Origin of the sequence: Streptomyces sp. NBC_01446 (genome assembly GCF_026340095.1) — a bacterium.
Taxonomy (GTDB): Bacteria; Actinomycetota; Actinomycetes; order Streptomycetales; family Streptomycetaceae; genus Streptomyces; species Streptomyces aureus.
In genome coordinates this window covers 6,831,631-6,848,572 of record NZ_JAPEPO010000001.1, presented here as the reverse complement: position 1 = coordinate 6,848,572, position 16,942 = coordinate 6,831,631, and the positions used below count along the sequence as shown (strand labels likewise).

16 protein-coding genes are annotated in these 16,942 nt (G+C 71.8%); 7 read left to right on the top strand and 9 right to left on the bottom strand.

Annotation, left to right across the window (positions count from 1 at the left end):
* Positions 1-70: 70 nt before the first annotated feature.
* Positions 71-1,489, bottom strand: a complete 1,419-nt coding sequence (locus OG456_RS30825) for a HEAT repeat domain-containing protein (RefSeq protein WP_266566690.1) — start codon at positions 1,487-1,489, stop codon at positions 71-73.
* Between the two features lie 278 nt (positions 1,490-1,767).
* Positions 1,768-2,160 carry an ankyrin repeat domain-containing protein gene (locus tag OG456_RS30820; protein WP_266566688.1) on the bottom strand — a complete coding sequence of 131 codons (393 nt, stop codon included), beginning with the start codon at positions 2,158-2,160 and terminating at the stop codon, positions 1,768-1,770.
* Positions 2,161-2,442: 282 nt separating this feature from the next.
* Between OG456_RS30820 and OG456_RS30815 the strand changes: the two genes are divergently transcribed.
* Positions 2,443-2,637 (top strand): hypothetical protein, encoded by a 195-nt coding sequence (locus OG456_RS30815; RefSeq protein WP_266566686.1) that lies wholly within the window; start codon positions 2,443-2,445, stop codon positions 2,635-2,637.
* A 35-nt stretch (positions 2,638-2,672) separates the two neighbouring features.
* Positions 2,673-4,295 (top strand): hypothetical protein, encoded by a 1,623-nt coding sequence (locus OG456_RS30810; protein WP_266566684.1) that lies wholly within the window; start codon positions 2,673-2,675, stop codon positions 4,293-4,295.
* Between the two features lie 19 nt (positions 4,296-4,314).
* Here OG456_RS30810 and OG456_RS30805 read toward each other — a convergent pair whose 3' ends face one another.
* Positions 4,315-5,814: a PLP-dependent aminotransferase family protein gene (locus OG456_RS30805; protein WP_266566682.1), complete on the bottom strand. Its 1,500-nt coding sequence runs from the start codon at positions 5,812-5,814 to the stop codon at positions 4,315-4,317.
* 99 nt (positions 5,815-5,913) lie between these two features.
* Here OG456_RS30805 and OG456_RS30800 point away from each other — a divergent pair, with 99 nt between their 5' ends.
* From OG456_RS30800 to OG456_RS30785, 4 genes are all read left to right on the top strand, one after another.
* Positions 5,914-6,579: a YitT family protein gene (locus OG456_RS30800; protein ID WP_266566680.1), complete on the top strand. Its 666-nt coding sequence runs from the start codon at positions 5,914-5,916 to the stop codon at positions 6,577-6,579.
* Entirely contained in the window at positions 6,579-7,346 is a 768-nt protein-coding gene (locus tag OG456_RS30795) for a glycerophosphodiester phosphodiesterase (RefSeq protein ID WP_266566679.1), read from the top strand. The genes OG456_RS30800 and OG456_RS30795 overlap by 1 nt, the downstream gene beginning before the upstream one ends.
* Positions 7,347-7,392: 46 nt before the next feature.
* The gene (locus OG456_RS30790; protein WP_266566677.1) at positions 7,393-8,751 is read left to right on the top strand and encodes an MFS transporter; all 1,359 of its coding nucleotides are present in this window, start codon (positions 7,393-7,395) and stop codon (positions 8,749-8,751) included.
* 254 nt (positions 8,752-9,005) lie between these two features.
* Positions 9,006-9,380 (top strand): RNA polymerase-binding protein RbpA, encoded by a 375-nt coding sequence (locus OG456_RS30785; RefSeq protein ID WP_164314920.1) that lies wholly within the window; start codon positions 9,006-9,008, stop codon positions 9,378-9,380.
* Positions 9,381-9,533: 153 nt separating this feature from the next.
* Here the strand turns inward: OG456_RS30785 and fxsA are convergent, their stop codons facing one another.
* The 4 genes from fxsA to OG456_RS30765 all read right to left on the bottom strand — a co-directional run bounded on the left by fxsA (position 9,534) and on the right by OG456_RS30765 (position 13,621).
* Positions 9,534-10,121 carry an FxsA family membrane protein gene (gene fxsA, locus OG456_RS30780; RefSeq protein ID WP_266566675.1) on the bottom strand — a complete coding sequence of 196 codons (588 nt, stop codon included), beginning with the start codon at positions 10,119-10,121 and terminating at the stop codon, positions 9,534-9,536.
* Positions 10,122-10,190: 69 nt separating this feature from the next.
* Positions 10,191-10,958, bottom strand: coding sequence for a polyprenol monophosphomannose synthase (locus OG456_RS30775; protein WP_266566673.1), 768 nt, complete (start codon positions 10,956-10,958; stop codon positions 10,191-10,193).
* A 518-nt stretch (positions 10,959-11,476) separates the two neighbouring features.
* Positions 11,477-13,111: an amidohydrolase gene (locus OG456_RS30770; protein ID WP_266566671.1), complete on the bottom strand. Its 1,635-nt coding sequence runs from the start codon at positions 13,109-13,111 to the stop codon at positions 11,477-11,479.
* 69 nt (positions 13,112-13,180) lie between these two features.
* Positions 13,181-13,621, bottom strand: a complete 441-nt coding sequence (locus OG456_RS30765; RefSeq protein ID WP_100597468.1) for an Lrp/AsnC family transcriptional regulator — start codon at positions 13,619-13,621, stop codon at positions 13,181-13,183.
* 224 nt (positions 13,622-13,845) lie between these two features.
* On the opposite strand from OG456_RS30765, the gene OG456_RS30760 reads away from it, so the two are divergent.
* Complete coding sequence (locus OG456_RS30760; RefSeq protein ID WP_266566669.1) at positions 13,846-14,286, top strand: hypothetical protein; 441 nt, start codon at positions 13,846-13,848, stop codon at positions 14,284-14,286.
* Between the two features lie 7 nt (positions 14,287-14,293).
* Here the strand turns inward: OG456_RS30760 and OG456_RS30755 are convergent, their stop codons facing one another.
* Together OG456_RS30755 and OG456_RS30750 are read right to left on the bottom strand one after the other, a co-directional pair.
* Positions 14,294-15,388, bottom strand: a complete 1,095-nt coding sequence (locus OG456_RS30755; protein ID WP_266566667.1) for a phosphotransferase family protein — start codon at positions 15,386-15,388, stop codon at positions 14,294-14,296.
* 12 nt (positions 15,389-15,400) lie between these two features.
* Complete coding sequence (locus OG456_RS30750) at positions 15,401-16,525, bottom strand: hypothetical protein (RefSeq protein ID WP_266566665.1); 1,125 nt, start codon at positions 16,523-16,525, stop codon at positions 15,401-15,403.
* Positions 16,526-16,942 lie beyond the last annotated feature (417 nt).

Here is a 16,942-nt window from a genome sequence, read left to right as displayed (position 1 = left end):
CGTTGGCCCTCGCCGGGCCGGCGGCCGGGAGGCAGCGTCCTTTGAGCGTTGCCTCCCGGAAAGCCGTCGGTCACAAAGCCGTCGCGTCCGGTCCTATTCTGCTGCGCACCGCGGTCTGCACCTCGGCCTCCTCGGCCGGGTCGGCGGCGAGTCTGCGGAGCTGGTCCACGACGCGCGCGTCGCCCGTCTCCGCGTGGCGCGCGGCGACCTCGCGGGTCGATTCCTCGCAGTCCCACAGGCATTCGACGGCGAACCCCGCGGCGAAGGAAGGGTCGGTGGCGGCCAGGGCCTTGGCGGCGTGGCCGCGCAGATGGGACGAGGCGGTCTCTCTGTAGACGTGGCGCAGGACGGGGGCCGCACAGGCGATACCGAGGCGTCCGGCTCCGTCGACAAGGGGCCACAGGGTCGGTGCGTCGGCGCCTTCGCCGCGCACCGCCTCGCGCAACGCGGCCAGGACCAGTTCGGTGTCCTGGGCGCCGCCGCGGCAGGCGAGCATGCGTCCCGCGGCGGCGCCGAGGGCGTCGGGCCTCGGGGCCCAGCGGCGGGCGCGTTCCAGGGAGGCGACCGTCCGCATGCGTTCGAAGGCGTCGAGGGCGGCGTCCACGACGGCGTGCGAAGGGCTCTCCACGGCGGCTTCGATCAGATCGAGTACGTCGGGATCATGGGCGTCGGCGAGATAGCGCAGCGCCGTGCTGCGGGCGCCGTCGTGCCCGGTGAGCGCGGCCTGGACGATCTCGGCCCTGTCGCCGGGTCCGGCGACGGCGGTCAGGCAGCGCGCGGCGGGCACGTACAGGACGGCTCCCCGTTCGAGGCCTTCCTGGGCCCAGTCGAAGACAGCCCGCACGCTCCACCCGGGGCGCGGCCCGGAGGGGCGCATCTGGCGCTGCCACTGGTCGAAGGAGCCGCGTTCCTGGGCGGCGCGCACGCGGGCTCCGATGGCTTCCCTGGGGTCGTCGGCCCACAGCCGCCAGGGGCGCGGTTCGTAGGCGTCGCGCACGGCGGCGGCGAGTGCGGCGTCGCCCTCGGCGTCCTCGGGGAATCTGTCGAGGATGGGGGCGGCGAGCACGCGCAGTCCCGCGTCGTCGTCGCGCAGGGCCAGCTCGTCGAGCGCCCAGGCCCAGCTGGACCCGAAGGCGGCGTAGCGGCGCAGCAGCTCCAGGGCGTCGCGCCTGCCGTACGAGGCGAGGTGGCCGAGGACCGCGAGCGCGAGGCCTGTGCGTGACTCGTCCGTATTGAGGACGTCGTCGGGGTCGAAGAGGTGCCGCTCGATCTCCCCGAGCTCTCCGTGGAGGTCGAGGAAGAGACGGGCGTAGTAGAGCGAGCGGTTCTCCACCTGCCAGTCGTGGCGGGGGTCGCTCAGCACACAGTGATTGAGAGCCGCGAGCGCTTCGGCGCGCGGCGCCGTCAGCGCGTGCAGGGTGCCGTCGCCGCGGCCCCTCTGCAGCAGGCCGAGCAGCGTACCGCTGGGCGCTATGACCGGATCGAACATGGGAAACAGCCTCACATCAAGCGTCGACGCAACCGGGGGAACTGCACTACCTGGCCGCGCGACAACACTGCGGGGCGCCCGCCGTCTCTTGCTTGCTGTAGACCATCTTCCTCTGCCTCTCGTCTGTGGCCCGAATCGGACCGTTCACGGTCCACGCGGTGTGGCACCATCTGCCCCGCCGTCGCGTCCGTAAATCACGTCGTCATGATGACCCAGCGGTTCTTCCCGCCGCGACCACATTTCCTGCTCCCCCGTTCTGGCTGGTCAAAGCCGGTGTCTCAGGAAGTGCCGAAGAGCTCCAGAAGCTCCGCCTTGCCGAACATCCGGGCGGTGTCGACCGCCGACGGGGTCCCCGCCGCCGGGTCGGCGCCGCCGTCGAGCAGTGCCCGGATCACTTCGTCCTCGCCCTTGAAAACGGCGCCCGCGAGCGGGGTCTGGCCCCGGTCGTTGGCGCGGTCGGCGTCGGCGCCGCGCGCGAGGAGCGCGCGGACCGCCTCGGCGTGCCCGTGATAGGCGGCGAGCATCACGAGGGAGTCGCCACGGTCGTTCGTGAGGTTCGCCGATACGCCCGCGTCGACGTAGGAGGCGAGCTGTTCGCTCTCGCCCCGGCGCGCAAGATCGAAGATCTTGGTCGCCAGTTCCACGACCTCGGGGTCGGGGACTTCGCTCATCGGAACAGACCGCCTTTGCGTATACGGAGTGCTACGACCGTGCGGCCGTACGAGTGAATCGACAGAGTACTGCCCGGTTCGGCACATGAGCCGCGCCGACCGAGGCAAAGATCACGAAGAGCCCTGACGGCGGTACAGCACGCGCTCAGGAGGCTCATCGGACGCCTGCCGAACGGGTGAAATCAAGAATATTCCACCCATTTGCACCTTTTATCGTATAGATACATGCTGTGAGCCTGGAAGAACTCATGGTGACTGTCCCCATCGACCAGGAGAACTCAAATGATCCTGTCCATCTCAGGCGTGGTGCTGCTCGGAGTCATCGCCTTCCTCTTCTTCCGCAAAGACGGACTCAAGGCATCGCACGGCCTGACCTGCGCCCTCTTCGGGTTCTACCTCTCGGGCACCGCCATCGCCCCAAGCATCAAGGCCGGAGGCGCGAGCCTGGCCGGCCTGCTCGGCGGGATCAAGTTCTGACCCCCTCCCCTCGCACGCACCATCAGGAGACAGAAGTGGCTCGGCGCCCCCTCCCCCGCATTCTGAGCAACGGCAGCGCCCCCATCGCCCGGAGCCGGGAACTGGCACGGACGGCAGCCGACGGGGCGACCGACGTACTCCATCCCCTGATCACGATCACCAAGGGCCTGGGCCGCCTGGCATCCGCCGGGCGGCACAAGTGGGCCGACACCCCAAAGGACCGACGCGGACCGCTGTTGTTCCTGGTGGCGGCCTTGTTCCTGGTCGTGGTGCTGATTCCGTACGGGCCGCTGCTGGCGCTCATCACCCTGATGGCAGCGGCCGCATGGAAGGGCCGGGACCTCACCCCGCCGGCGCCGACCGGCCCCGACGAGTCCCAGGTCGAGCGGCTCACCGCGCTCTACGAGGCGCTCGTCCCGTACTTCTCCGTCCCAGAGGACCCGAGCCCACTCTTCGCCCACGGCGGCGAGTGGGAGAAGGCCTTCGAGTCGTACGACTTCGACGACGACGGGCGCGTCTCACGCATCGTGGTGCGCTACCCGGCGTACTTCACGGACGGCGAGGCCGACTCCCGCGCCCGCATCGAACAGCTCCTGCACGCCAAGTCGGGCCGGGGCCGCGAGTACCACTTCGAGTGGGACGAGGAGGGCAACCGGCTGGCGGTCACCGTCCTGCCCCCGCTGCCCACCGACATCGCCGCCCAGCGCTTCGTCACGGCACCGGGCGAAACGGTCCTCGGCTTCACCGACGAGAGCGGCACCCAGCGGACCCTCCCCCTCGGTGACGGCGACGAGCAGCGCGACGTGCCGCCCGTCGTCTGGCGTACAGGCATGCGCTCCACCGAGCCGCATCTCCTCGCCGTCGGCCACCCCGGCAGCGGGACCACCTCACTCCTGCGCTCGATCGCTCTCCAGGCCCTCCAGCACGGTGACGTCCTCATCGTGGAGGGCAACGGAACGGGCGACTACGCGTGCCTGACCGGACGCAACGGTGTCCTGGCCGTCGAGTGCGGGCTCGCCGGCGCGCTGGCCAGCCTGGAATGGGCGGCCCACGAGACGGAGCGGCGCCTGATCACCGCGAACCGGGCGCGCCAGGCCGGCCACCCCGCGCCCGAAGACACCCGGCGCCCCCTGTGGATCCTGTTCGACCGGCCCAGCGTTCTCAGTCATCTGGCCGCGGCCGACGGACGCAAGGACCCGCAGACGCTGCTCCAGGTCCCCCTGCGGCACGGGCGCGCGGCCAACGTCACGGTCGTCGTGGCCGACCAGTTCGACAGCCTCGACTCCCTCACCGACGCCGTCTGTCAGCACACACGCGCGCGCGTGGTGCTCGGCCCGGCCACGTACGACCAGATCGAGGACGTCCTCGGGGTCGCGCCCCACACGACGCCCACCCCGGACGTCCCGGCGGGACGGGGCTACGCGCGCCTCGGCGCGGGGGCCGTCCACCGCCTCCAGGTGCCGGCCACCCCCGACCCCTACGACGACGCGACGAGTGACGCGGACCGGCAGGCGGTGCTCGCACTGCTCCCGCAGCGGACGACGTCGGCCGACGACAGCCCTGAGGCCGAACCGGTCGTCGAAGCGGCCGAGCCGGTCGAAGCCGTCGAAGCGGTCGAAGCGGTGGGTACGGTGCGGACGGTCGCCGCCGAGGGGTGACGGCCGGGCCCCACCGGCCCTATGCGATGAGCGTCCGCGGCGGCTCCGCCCCGGACGCTCCGCCTTCCCGCACGAGCCGCGCCGCCGCCGCGAGCCGCACCGCCGCCTCGTCGGCGACCGCCCCGGAAACGGTGAACGGCAGCCGCACATAACCCTCGAAGGCGCCGTCCACCCCGAAGCGAGGCCCCGAGGGCACCCGTACGCCGACGCGTTCGCCGACCTCCGCGAGCCGGGACCCCGACAGACCTCCGGCGCGCACCCACAGCGTCAGCCCGCCGACCGGCACGTCGAACTCCCAGTCGGGCACCTCGCGGCGCAGCGCGGCGACCAGCGCGGCACTGTTGTCCCTCGCCTGGCTGCGGCGCAGCTCCACGGCCTCCTCCCAACCGCCCGTGCTGAGCAGCCAGTTCACGGCCAGCTGCTCCAGGACCGGCGTGCCGAGGTCGGCGTAGGCGCGCGCGGCCACGAGGCTGCGGATCACATCGGGCGCCGCCCGCACCCAGCCGATGCGCATGCCCGCCCAGAACGCCTTGCTCGCCGAGCCGACCGTGATGACGGTGGAGCCCGCCGGGTCGAAGGCGCAGACGCGGCGGGGCATGTCCAGGTCGGGGTCGAAGTGGAGTTCGGTCATGGTCTCGTCGACGACGAGCACCGTGCCGGCCGAGCGCGCCGCCTCGACGAGCTGCCTGCGCTGGTCCTCGTCGGCGAGCGCCCCGGTGGGGTTGTGGAAGTCGGCGACGACGTAGGCGAGGCGGGGCGCCGCGTCGCGCAGGACCTGCCGCCAGCGGTCGAGGTCCCATCCCGCGAGCCCCTCGGCCATGGCGACCGGGACGAGCCGGGCGCCCTCCTCGCGCATGAGCTGGAGGATGTTGGCGTACGAGGGCGACTCGACGGCGATGCGCTCGCCGCGGCCCGCGAACAGATGACAGATCGCGTCGATCGCGCCCATCGCGCCGGTGGTCACCATGATCTGCTCGGGCATGGTCGGAATGCCGCGGGCGGTGTAGCGCTCGGCGAGCATCTCGCGCAGCGCGGGCAGGCCCGCCGGGTAGTCGCCGTGAGTGTGCGCGTAGGGCGGGAGTTCGCCGAGCGCGCCCTGGACGGCGCGGGTCAGCCAGGGCTCGGGGGCGGGCAGGGCCGCGGTGCCGAGGTCGATCATCGAGCCGAGGGCCTCGGGCGGCAGGGGCTCGAGGCCGCGCGCGGGCAGCGGGTTTCCGGCGGGCACGGCCGTCCAGCTGCCCGCTCCCCTGCGGGATTCGAGGAACCCCTCGCCGCGCAGCGCCTCGTAGGCGGCGGCGACGGTCGTGCGGCTGACGGCCAGGGAGACGGCGAGCTCGCGTTCGGCGGGCAGGCGCGCCGCGACGGGCACGCGCCCTTCGAGGACGAGGAGGCGGATGCCGTCGGCCAGGGCCCGGTAGGCGGGCGGACGGCGGTTCCCGGCGCCCGGAGGGCGCGTCTGCTGGGAGGTGAGCAGCCGGGCGAGCTGAGCCGCGCCGACCGCCGAAGTCCACTGAGCCATGGAGTCCAGTCCACCTTCCCCGAATTGGCCATGGTTGGCCTGCGTTCCCAAGCCACAGAGTGTCACGCGACAGGCCACTACCACCACAGGGGGCTCCACTTGTCCGCGTCGTCCACGCCACCCGGCCCGGGTCTCACCCGTCGCCTTCTCCAGCTCTACGTCGGCCTGGCGCTGTACGGCGTGAGTTCCGCCCTCCTCGTGAAGGCGGGGCTCGGCCTGGAGCCGTGGAACGTGCTCCACCAGGGCCTCGCCGAACTCACGGGGCTCTCGATCGGCGTCGTGTCGATCATCGTGGGTGCCCTGGTGCTGCTCCTGTGGATCCCGATCAAGCAGCGCCCCGGCCTCGGCACCGTCTCGAACGTCTTCGTGGTCGGCATCGCCATGGACGGCACGCTGGCCGCCGTCCCCGATGTGCACGCCCTCGGGATCCGGATCCCGCTGATGGCGGCGGCGATCGTCCTGAACGGCGTGGCTACGGGGCTCTACATCGCCGCCTCCTTCGGGCCCGGCCCGCGCGACGGCCTGATGACGGGGCTGCACCGGCGTACCGGCCGCTCGCTCCGGCTGGTGCGCACGACCATCGAGATCGCGGTGGTCGTGACGGGCTTCGTCCTCGGCGGCACCATCGGCGTCGGCACGGTCGTGTACGCCGTGGCGATCGGCCCGCTGGCCCAGGTGTTCCTGAAGGTCTTCGCCGCCCCCGCGTCGCCCGAGGCACCCACCTCGGTCGCCGGCGCGTCACCCGAAGGGGCGATAATTCCGTAGTGACCACGCGCGTACGCCATCCGTATCTCGACCGTTCCGGACCGCTGGCCTTCGCCCATCGCGGCGGGACGGCCGACGGTCTGGAGAACACGATGGCGGCGTTCCGGCGCTCCGTGGACCTCGGCTACCGCTACATCGAGACCGATGTACACGCCACGTCCGACGGCACGCTCGTGGCCTTCCACGACGCGACGCTCGACCGGGTCACCGACGCGGCGGGCCGGATAGCGGACCTCTCTTGGAGCGATGTGCGCCACGCGCGCGTGGCGGGCCGCGAACCGGTGCCGCTCTTCGAGGAACTCCTGGAGACCTTCCCCGACGTTCACTGGAACGTGGACGTCAAGGCCGAACCCGCGCTGCTCCCGCTGCTCGATCTGATCGGCCGCCTGGACGCGTGGGACCGGATCTGCGTCGGCTCGTTCTCGGAGGCCAGGGTCGCCAGGGCGCAGTCCCTCGCGGGTCCCCGCCTCGCCACGTCGTACGGCACGCGCGGCGTGCTCGGCCTGCGGCTGCGGTCCCTCGGGCTGCCCGCGGCGCTGCGCCCTTCGGCGGTGTGCGCCCAAGTGCCCGTGGCCCAGTCGGGGATACGCGTCGTCGACCGGCGCTTCGTCCGCGCGGCCCACGCGCGCGGACTCCAGGTCCACGTGTGGACGGTCAACGACCGCGCACAGATGGGTGAACTCCTCGACCTCGGCGTGGATGGCATCATGACCGATCACATCGAGACGCTGCGTGACGTGCTCAAGGACCGGGGAGCCTGGACCTGACCGCCCGCCGACCGCGTCCGGACACGGGGACAGCGAGGGGGCGCGGGTGGGCAGCGACACCGTGCGGGCGGAGCCGGCGGGCGACGAGGCGGCGCAGCGGCGCCGGGAGCAGCGCGGCTGGTACTTCTACGACTGGGCGTGCTCGGTCTATTCGACGAGCGTCCTCACGGTGTTCCTCGGGCCGTATCTGACGGCGGTCGCCAAGTCGGCGGCGGACGCGGACGGCTTCGTGCACCCGTTGGGGATACCGGTGCGGGCCGGCGCGTTCTTCGCGTACACCGTCTCCGCCTCGGTGATCATCTCGATCCTGGTGATGCCGCTCGCGGGTGCGGCCGCCGACCGTACGGGCCGCAAGAAGCCGCTGCTCGCGGTCTCGGCGTATCTGGGGGCCGCGGCGACCGCCGGGATGTTCTTCCTGGACGGGGACCGCTATCTGCTGGGCGGGTTCCTGCTCGTCGTCGCCAATGCCTCGCTCGCGGTGTCGATGGTCCTCTACAACTCGTATCTGCCCCAGATCGCGCCCCCCGAGGAACGCGACGCGGTCTCCTCGCGCGGCTGGGCGTTCGGCTACGCGTCCGGGGCGCTCGTCCTCGTGGCGAACCTCGTCCTGTACTCCGGCCACGACTCCTTCGGCGTGTCCGAGTCGACGGCGGTACGGATCTGCCTGGCCTCCGCGGGCGTGTGGTGGGGCGCGTTCACGCTCGTACCGCTACGGCGCCTGCGGGACCGGCGCACGGCACCCTCAGGTGACGAAGCGGCCACCGTGCCCGGCTGGCGTCAACTGGCGTCGACCGTGCGCGACATGCGCCGCCGCCCGCTGACGCTCTCGTTCCTGCTCGCCTATCTGGTCTACAACGACGGCATCCAGACGGTGATCTCGCAGGCATCCGTGTACGGCTCGGAGGAGCTCGGGCTCGACCAGTCGACGCTGATCGTGGCGGTGCTGCTGGTCCAGGTCCTTGCCGTGGCGGGTGCGCTCGCGATGGGGCGCCTCGCCCGCACGTACGGCGCGAAGAACACGATCCTCGGCTCGCTGATCGCCTGGACGGTCACGATCGGAGCCGGTTACTTCCTGCCGTCGGGGGCGCCGGTGTGGTTCTTCGCGCTGGCGGCCGGGATCGGGCTCGTGCTCGGCGGCACGCAGGCGCTGTCCCGTTCCCTTTTCTCGCATCTGGTGCCGGCCGGCAAGGAGGCCGAGTACTACTCCGCATACGAGATGAGCGACCGGGGAATGAGCTGGCTCGGACCGCTCGTTTTCGGCCTCGCATACCAGCTGACCGGCAGTTATAGGGACGCCATCGTGTCCCTGGTGGCGTTCTTCATGATCGGCTTTATGCTGCTTGCCCGGGTTCCGGTGAGGCAGGCGGTGCGCGACGCGGGAAATCCCGTACCGACCCGGATTTAGCACCTGAAGCCAAAGGCCGGTAGTGTACGCGTTTGGCCTGCCAGGCGTACCGTTACTGCACGTCAAGAACGCAAAACGCAGGGTGACATCTGCTGGCAGATGTGACAAACCGGGCGCCGGTGGGTACAACAAGGGGCGGCTACGACGGCGACGCATGACCCGGAACGGGAATCTTTACCGCCGACCGGACGTTGACCGGATGACGACGACAGCGACACCTGTCCTGTGGGCGACAAGCCCGGGAGGCACGATTCATGAGTGAGCGAGCTCTTCGCGGCACACGCCTCGTAGTGACCAGCTACGAGACGGACCGCGGCATCGACTTGGCTCCGCGCCAGGCCGTGGAGTACGCATGCGAGAAGGGACATCGTTTTGAGATGCCCTTCTCGGTGGAGGCCGAGATTCCGTCGGAGTGGGAGTGCAAGGTCTGCGGGGCCCAGGCACTCCTTGTCGACGGTGACGGCCCTGAGGAGAAGAAGGCCAAGCCCGCGCGTACACATTGGGACATGCTGATGGAGCGGCGCACCCGCGAGGAACTCGAAGAGGTCCTCGAGGAGCGGCTCGCCGTTCTCCGATCGGGCGCCATGAACATCGCGGTGCATCCGCGCGACAGTCGCAAGTCCGCCTGACCCCTCGGGAGCAGCGGGAGCGGGACTGACAAAGCCGTGGGCCGGACACACATCACGTGTGTCCGGCCCACGGCTTTTCGCATGTGTCCGGCGCCGGCCTTCGCGTGCCCGGCGCCGGACGGGGCTCAGTGAGCTTCTGAGCCCCGCACGGACTCAGGGAGCGATCGGGGGGCGCGGACCGGCGTCGGGGCGCTGTGCGGGCCGCCCATCGTCCTTGATCACCTCGCCCTGGATGACCGTGCCGTCGGGCCGGTGCATCCGGGCTTGCTGGAAGGCGTCGCCGAGGGTCCCGGGGCCGGCCGACTGCATCTTCCGCTCGATGGTCCGCTCCGTGTAGCGGCTCAGGGCCGAGCGGACGGGCGGGACGAGCAGGAGAAGGCCCAGGGCGTCGGAGATGAGGCCGGGGATCATAAGGAGCAGGCCGGCCAGCATGAGCAGACCGTTGCCCCCGGAACGCTGCTCGCCGGCCGGGACCGCGCCGCTCTGCTGCTGTTGCTGTTGCAGCGTCTCGCTCAGATTCTTGAAGGCCCGGCGCCCGGCGCGCTTGATCACGACGGCGCCGAGCACGATCCCGGCGAGCCCCAGCAGGAAGACAGTGAACCCGCCGGCCGCGCCCGCCACCACGGTCAGCAGCCAGATCTCCAGGACCAGCCATGCGGCGATACCGAGCGGCAGGAACGTGCGGACCCGGGAGCGCCGGGGCGTGGCGGAGCGCGAAGGGGGCGGTGTGCCTGTGGTCATGCCCCCAGTGTGCCTGGGCCCCGGCGCGAGTGGCGTAAGGGAGAGATCAAGATCGACAAAGGCTCCGGCTCAGGGCTGCTTGCGGCCGATCACACGCCCCACGCGCTCCCCCACGCCCCATGCGGTGACCCGCCACAGTGCCTCGACGACGATGTCACGGCTCATCTTGGAGTCGCCGAGCTCGCGCTCGACGAACGTGATGGGCACTTCGACGACGTGATAACCGGCCCTGACCGCACGTCGCGCGAGGTCGACCTGGAAGCAGTAGCCCTGGGAGGAGACCTCGCCGAGCCCGAGGCCTTCGAGGGTCTCGCGGCGGAAGGCGCGGAAGCCGCCGGTGACGTCCCGGATCGGTACGTCGAGCAGCAGCCGCGAGTACGTGCTGCCACCGCGGGAGAGGAACTCGCGCGACTTGGGCCAGTTGACGACCCGTCCGCCCGGCACCCAGCGCGAGCCGAGCACGAGGTCGGAGCCCTTCAGCGCGGTCAGCAGCCGGGGCAGTTCCTCGGGCTGATGGGAGCCGTCGGCGTCCATCTCCACCAGGACGCCGTAGCCGTGCTCCAAACCCCAGCGGAAACCCGCGAGATAGGCCGCGCCGAGACCCTCCTTGCCCTGTCGGTGCAGGACCTGGACCTGGTCGTCGGCCGAGGCGAGCTCGTCGGCGAGCTTTCCCGTGCCGTCGGGGCTGTTGTCGTCGGCGACGAGGACATGCGCCTCGGGCACGGACGCGCGCACCCGGCCGACGATCGACTTGATGTTCTCCGCCTCGTTGTAGGTCGGGATGATCACCAGCGCCGTACCGAGAGGACCGAACTGCCGCCCACCGCCGTCGTTCACAGCTTCCCCTTAAGACTCCTGTACGAGGGGACCACCATAGCGAGGCCGCCTGTCGGCGCAGGTAAGGCGCCCTGCACGAAGCTGCGGGATCGGGGCCCGGTGCCCTTCGGGCCGACCTGGGACCCGCTGGCTGCGGGTCTACCGAGAGCCGTTGTCTACTGAGCTTCCGGGCCCCACCCGGGTCGCACCGTCCCCCGTGCTCCCGCGGAGCAGGGAGGGACCGCCATCCGGCCGGAACGTTCCAGCGCCCCATGGCGCGGGTGCTGGGCCTGGCTCCCAGTGGCGGTGCGCCGGTGCGGCACACCGCCCCATGACCCAGCGGCGTTCATCGACTGCGCGGAGGTTCCCCGGTCGGACGTCCAGTGGTGGACCCGGCAGAACCTACCCGTCGACCGCGCCCAGCTGTCAACACCCGTTTGAGCTGCGGTGATTGGGGAAACCGCCTGGTCAGTGCCGAGGATCCGCAGGTCGCGCGAACCTGCGGCGGACCGCGATCGGCGGTACGGCGACCGCCGACATCACTCGTCCGGCCCTACGTACACGGTCCGCCCGCCGACCACCGTGCGCAGGCAGAGCGGCAGTTGGGCCCCCGGTGTGAGATCGGGGAGGCCCGGGGTCCCCGAGCGCGGGTCGGTCGACCAGCGCGCGACGCGGTCGTCCGGCGCCTGGACGACGAGCTCCTCGGTGCGCCACACGGCGTAGTCCGCCGGGGCGCCCGGGACCAGGATGCCCGCGTCGTCCCGGCCGACGGCACGCCAGCCGCCGCGGGTGTGCGCGGTGAACGCGGCCCGCACGGACACCCGGTGCTCGGGCGTGCGGTGGAAGGCAGCGGCACGGAGCGTGCCCCACGGGTCGAGCGGGGTGACCGGGCTGTCGGAGCCGAAGGCCAGCGGGACCCCGGCGCGCAGGAGGGCGGCGAACGGGTTGAGGGCACGGGCCCGTTCGACGCCGAGACGATCGGCGTACATGCCGTCCTCGCCGCCCCACAGGGCGTCGAAGGCGGGCTGCACGGACGCGGTGAGGCCGAACTCGGCGAAGGAGGCGATGGTCTCCGGCGACAGCATCTCGGCGTGCTCGACGCGGTGCCGTGCCGCTCTGACGCGGGCGAGGCCGACCTTCTCGGCGGCGGCGCGCACGCCGTCCACCACGGCCGTCACCGCGGCGTCCCCGATGGCGTGGAATCCCGCCTGGAGCCCCGCCTCGGTGCAGGCGACGACGTGAGCGGCGACGGCGTGGGCGTCCAGGTAGGAGGTGCCGGTGTGCCCGGCGGCCGCGTCTGCGTACGGCTCGTGCAGGCAGGCCGTGTGGGAGCCGAGGGCGCCGTCCACGAAGAGGTCACCGGCGGCGCCGACGGCGCCCAGCGCGCGGGCCCGCTCGATGTCCAGGTCGGCCCAGTAGCCGACGACCCGGGGGCCGGACTCCTCGGCGGCCAGGCGCAGCAGGCCCGTGAAGTCGTCCTCGGAGGAGATTTCGGGGCCGCCGCACTCGTGCACGGAGCCGATCCCCAGGGAGGCCGCGTGTCGCAGGGCCGCGCGCTGGGCCTCCGTGCGCTGCTGCGGGGTGACGGCGGCGTGGGCGGCGGCGCGCACGGCGTGGTGGGCGTCGCGGGTGAGCGGCCCGTCGGGGGTGAATCCGGGGCGGTCCGCGATGCCGGGGACGAGGTCGAGCAGGGCCGTGGTGACGGCGGCCGAGTGGACGTCGATACGGGAGAGGTAGAGCGGGCGGCCGCCGGTTGCCTCGTCGAGCTCGGCGCGCGTGAGGGGCTCGCCGTCGGGCCAGCGGGCGGCGTCCCAGCCGTGGCCGAGGAGGATCCGGTCCGTGGGTCGGGCGGCCGCGTGGGCGCGGACGAGGGCGAGCGCCTCGCCCCGGTTGCGGGCCGTGGAGAGGTCGAGGCCGGACAGGGCGAGCCCCGTCGACGTGGTGTGGACGTGGGCGTCGGTGAACGCGGGAGTGACGAGGGCGCCTTCGAGGTCGACGACCTCGTCGACCCCCTCGGCGAACGCGTCGGCCGCGCCTTCGGAGCCGACCCAGGCGACGTGCCCCCGCTCGACGACCATGGCCGTGGCGAAGGGGTCGGCGGGGCTGTGGACGTCGCCACCGCGCAGAAGGACGGTGCGGGACTCTGCCGGTGCGGGCGTGGGGGTCGTACTCATAGGGACAGTTTCCCGCGTTTGTGCCCCCGGGCCGCACCCGGGGGCCCGAAGCGGTCGGACGCGTCCCGGTCAGACGCGGGGCGGCCGTGCCTCGTACGGGGTGGAGAGGACCACGGTCGTGCGGGTGGAGACGCCGGCCAGGGAGCGCACCCGCGCGAGCAGGTTCTCCAGGTCGTGCGGGGTCTCCACGCGGACCTTGAGGATGTAGTTCTCGTCGCCGGCGACGCTGTGGCAGGCCTCGATCTCGGGCACACCGGCCAGGCGTTCCGCGATGTCGTCGGGGGCGCTGGGATCGAACGGTTTCACCGAGATGAAGGCGGTGAGCGACAGGCCGACCGCCTCGGGGTCGACAACTGCGGCATAGCCGCGGATGACCCCACGCTGTTCGAGGCGACGCACGCGCTGGTGCACCGCGGACGTGGACAGGCCCGTGGCCTTGCCCAGGTCGGTGTAGCTCATCCGCCCGTCCTTGACGAGCAGCTGCACGATCTGTCGGTCGAGCTCCTCCATGGCGCAGAACCTACAGGGCCCTTGATCCCCGCGGATACCCGAGCGGACCATGGGGGCGGGTACGCCTACCTGCCGCCGGGCATCCGCAATCGCCATGTGACGAAGACCACACCTGTCGAACCGTGTCCAGGCGCGTGCCACGATTACCCCCACGACGGGACGGGAAGTGCTTGCTGTGGTCGAGGCCGCAGCGCCTTGTCGGCCCACCCGAGGGGGAGAGTCCCATGCAGAATGTGAAGCGTCCCGGTCGTCCTGCCCGCAGTCGGCAGCAGCCGGCGATCGAGCCCGAGCCGGAGGGTGTCGAACCGGAGGACACCGGAATCGACGCGTTCGACGCGTACGACACCTTCGAGATGTACCGGGTGTTCTGCCCGGACTGCGCACAGCCGATCGCGCTGCTCGCCGACGAGGACGTGCTGCCCGAGCACGCGCTGTGCGCCTCGCCGTGGAACCCGTTCGGTCTCACGGTCTGTGCCGGTACGGGCCGCGCGGCGGCCGACGCCCGGCCCGCCGACGATTCGACGGAGGCTCAGGAGCAGGACGCCGCACTCCTGTTGACGCTCCCTCAGGGTCTTGACTGGCGGATGCAGCCCTTCTCTCACGTGGCCGGCCCGGGTTCGCGCCCGCTGCGCATCCCCGAGCAGGTGCGCCGCACGGCCGCCTGATGACGCCTCAACTCCAGTAACTGCCCTGCACCATGGCCCGCAGACTGGCGTGGTGCAGGATCAGTGTGTCCGGATCGTCCGGCACGGCCACCTCTTTGAAGTACACCTGCCGGTAGGCGACGCGCAGCATCACGATGGCGTGACGCAGGGCGGCGTACAGAGTGTGGAAGTCCATGTCGCGCGGTGTGTGGCCGGTGAGTTGGGCGTAGCGCCGCTCGATGTCCGCGCGGCGCAGGAAGCCGGGCAGGCCGGCCTGGCCGAAGCTCTCCGTCAGGTCCTGGAAGAAGCGGTGCAGGTACACGGTCCAGCCGAGGTCGACCTCGCGCGGGGCCAGGGCCGCCATTTCCCAGTCGAGCACAGCGGCCGGTTCGAAGCCGTCGTAGATGATGTTCCCGATGCGGGCGTCGCCCCAGTTGAGAACGGGTTCGCCCTCGTCGGCGGGCCAGAGTTCGGCGAGCCGGTCGAAGGCGCTCTCGATGAGCGGCGAGGTCGGCAGCCCGTCCACCACCCAAGCGTAGTAGGCGCGTTGGGCCTCGACGTGGCGGCACAGGGCGCTTCCCCGGCCGGGTGCGGCGAGGAACTCGGCCTCGGACGCCGGGACTCCGTCGTGCAGGCGGGCGATGAGGCCCACGGTCGCATCCTGGAGCCGCGCTCGCTCGGCGTCCGTCGCGGAGTGCAGCCAGTTGCCTTCGTACGTGTAGGGCATGACGTCCGGCGGTACGCGGCCCTCGACGCGCTCCATCACGAAGAACGGGGCGCCCAGGGGCCCGGGGTCCTCCTCGAGCCAGAGAACCCGCGGCACCGGCAGCCCGGTGCGCTCGGCGGCGAGCCGCATCGTGCGGTACTGCCGCGGCATGTCGTAGTCGGGGAAGATCGTGTACGCGGACGGGTCGGCGGCGAGTCTCAACGCGCAGGCGTGGACCGGGGGTTCGGGGTATTCGATGTCGAAGAGCAGGGTCTCGCTGGACATGCCGTTGGACTCGGGGACGCTTACGTTCACCGCTTTGGCGCCCGGTAGACGGACGGCCAGCCACGAGGTGAGCTTCCGGGCCACCTCCTCCGGGTCGCGGGTGCTGGTGCGCGGTCGGGGTGCTGTCGCCATCGCAGGCTCCTTTCAGGGCGCCACGGAGTCGTAGCCGGTGAAGCCGCTCGGGTCGTGCCTGCCGAAGCTGCCGTGCTCGAAGATGCCGTGGCCGACCTGGCCGTCCAGGGTGAAGCGCGCCGCGTGGTCGATGACGCCGTAGGCGGCCAGCGGGTGGGCGGCGGGGTCGGAGAGGTCGTAGCTGCGGCGGTCGGTCCAGTCGCGGCCGCGCCAGGTGCCGTGCTGCCAGTCGTCCGCGGGCGGGTACCCGGCGCCGACGGCGAGCGGGGACGAGGCGAGGATCTCGACGCCGAGTTCCAGGGGTTTGCGGGAGAGCGGGTCGGTGAGGTGGACGACGGCGCTCTCGGGGTGACGGGTACCGGTCCGGTAGGCGATGTCGGCCTGGGGCCAGCCGAGTTGGAGGTCCGGGTGGCCGTCGCGGACGAGGGTGGCGTCGTTGAGGGTGCGGTACCCGTCCGCGTCCTCCTGCACGATCACCATCAGGAAGCGGTCGTCGAAGCGGACCGGCGACCAGATCCAGTGGAAGCCCTCGGTCCTGTTCTCCTCGGCGAGCCGGCCGCCCTCCTCGCCGGGGACCGGGCGCACGCCCCAACTGCGGTCGCGGGTGCCGGTCCAGCCGTCGAGGGACACCGCGCGCCCGCCGATGCGGAGCCGGCCGTCACAGCGCCCGGCCTGCACGAAGCGCCTGCCCTCAAGGGTGAGGCGGCCGCCGCGCCGCTGCGTGTGGTGGGGCTCCCAGAGGGCCGGAAAGGCCGCCGACCAGTTGATCTCGTACGAGAGTCCGTCCGGGTCGTCCGGGTCGGCCTCGCAGGTCAGGATGAAGTCCTTCAGGGGACGTTCCACCTGGATCCGGAGGGGGCCGACGGCGAGTTCCATGCGGGTGTCGTCGCGCAGGGCGTCGGAGGCGCGGACCGCGTGGAGGGTGTCGCCGACGCGCAGGGTCGCGTACGCGTCGATGACGCCGAGGTTCGGGTAGACGCCGAGGCCGAGGATGAGCAGGAACTCCCCGGTGGGGTCGACGAGGTGGAAGATGCAGCGGTCGTAGGCGTTGCGGTCACCGGTCGCGACGTGCTTCATGGACAGCGGGACCTGATGGACCGGGTATTCGTCGAGCGCGACGGGGCGGTCGTCTGCCACGCGTTTCCTCCCTGGGCGTACGGCGGTTGACGTCGCCCGGAGGGGTGCGGCCCCCGGCGGCGGAGTTGACGGTACGTCAGCTGAGCCGCCGGAGCCAGATGCGTGCGCCGACCCGGATGCGGTGACGGCCGGATCGGGCCGGGCCCGCGGGGCCGGTGATCCGGCCCGGTCCGAACGGGGGCCCTAGAACGCACGCCCCCATGCCCCGAAGGGTGACCTGCCCGCCGCGGGCGCGTTGGCCTGGGCATGACCCTTACGCAGACCGCAACCGGCCGTCGCCGGCGCCTCCTGGTCCCCACCACCGCAGAATCGGTTCCGCAGCCGCCGCCCCCGGAGCGCCCCGCGCCCCAGGACCCACCGATCTACCGCGCCCTGGTCAGCCACTGGGCCGACCGCGGCAAGACCCTGCCGGGACGC